This is a genomic window from Nostoc sp. CALU 546, assembly GCF_048836525.1.
Genome location: NZ_JAWJTF010000373.1, coordinates 1 through 1,812 on the forward strand (window position 1 = coordinate 1; position 1,812 = coordinate 1,812).

The 1,812-nt window shown below is 38.9% G+C and carries 1 protein-coding gene; it reads left to right on the plus strand.

What is annotated here, in order from left to right:
- Window positions 1-441: 441 nt before the first annotated feature.
- Window positions 442-1,812: S8 family peptidase (locus tag RRG12_RS43790; protein ID WP_420763335.1), on the plus strand; the 1,371-nt coding region annotated here is incomplete at its 3' end.

A 1,812-nucleotide genomic window follows, 5' to 3' on the forward strand; every position in this document is an offset into this window, starting at 1 on the left:
GGCTTTACGCTGCGCTATCGATACAAATCTTTTTAGACCAGTGGGCAATAACCCACAACTAAAGTTTTTATTAATACTTTTTTCATAAAAGCCTTCTGCTCTCTGCCTTTCTTTGTAACACACTCTATTGGTATGACAGATATTAGCTAATGTTAAAAACCTTTAGAAATTAAAAGTTTATAAGCATAGCTAAATTAATTTTTTATCCACCAATTGATAGTTAAAATGATACAAATTTAATTTTTATTGTATCAATTAATATGCCAAGAAAAATTCTACTATTAATTATGTTTTTTAGTAGTAGAATTAGCATTTTGTTATGAGATTACATAGTAATTATTGACAATGAAGCTTATTCACACATTAAAATCTTTTTCTTGTAAAGATTTTAACGCTGGAATTTGTCAAAAAAACGATTGCTATCTTTGAGAAAAAATACTTATGCTCATTGATGATGTTAATAAGAATGTGCTGTCAGATAAACAGCTAAATGTCACTTCAATATCCTCATTAGATAGCTTTAAAGCGAAGGATGACTACAGCCTCAACTTCAGCGGACGTAGTAGCCATAACTCAACTTCCACAAACGTGCAGTTGCTAAATAACGGTGACTCCGAAAATAGCATTAATGCTACTGCTAATGCTTTTAGCACTGGAAATTATAACTCCACCAATGGCTATGGCTTGATTAATGGGGCAGCAGCAGTGGCTAGAGCTACTGGTCATAATACCTTTGCTGATGTTCCTAATCTTGGTGGCAATAATTGGGGAGCAGACCTTGTTAAAGCACCGGAAGTTTGGGCACATGGATACACAGGTCAAGGTGTTGTTGTTGCTGTTGTAGATACTGGGGTTGACTACAACCACGAGGATTTGAGGAATAATATCTGGACAAATGCCAACGAAATTGCAGGTAACGGTATAGATGATGATGGCAATGGTTATATTGATGATAATTACGGCTGGAACTTCTCTGGTAACAACAACAACACCCTAGACATAAACGGTCATGGCACTCATGTTTCCGGCACGATCGCAGGAGAAAATAATAACTACGGTGTCACTGGTATTGCTTATGATGCCAAGATTATGCCCGTCAAAGTTTTGAATGACTCTGGCTCTGGTTCCTATAGTTCTATCTCGAAGGGTATTCGCTACGCTGTGGATAATGGAGCTAATGTAATTAATCTCAGTTTAGGAGGCGCATCTGCCAATCGTACTCTAGAGTCAGCTATTAACTATGCCAGCAGCAAAGGAGTGATTGTTGTCATGGCAGCAGGTAATGATGGTGACTCATTACCAGATTATCCCGCCCGTTATGCATACAAGTCGGGAATTGCAGTTGGGGCAGTAGATAGAAATAATAATATGCCCGACTTCTCTAACCGTTCTGGAACGGATGAAATCGCCTACGTCACAGCCCCAGGAGTTAGGGTCTATTCTTCAGTTCCGAATAATCAATATGCCACTTATAATGGCACTTCTATGGCTACTCCCCACGTTGCTGGTGTAGTTGCTCTAATGCTTAGTGCTAACCCCAACCTGACTGATGCCCAAGTACGTCAGATTGTCACAGAGACCGCAGAAAATACTACATCAACTACAAGCTCTAGGTTTAATATTTCTAGTGTCAGTTCTCTAGCGAGTCAGGTGATTGCAGAGACAGCAAGAAATAATACACAAAGTACAATCTCTAGTTCTAATAGTTACAATTTTGCTTCTCTAGGGAGTCAGGCAATGTCTGGTGACAACCTGCTACGCGTCTATACACAAACCGCAAGTTATCTCACATCACAACAGACAATTTCTAGT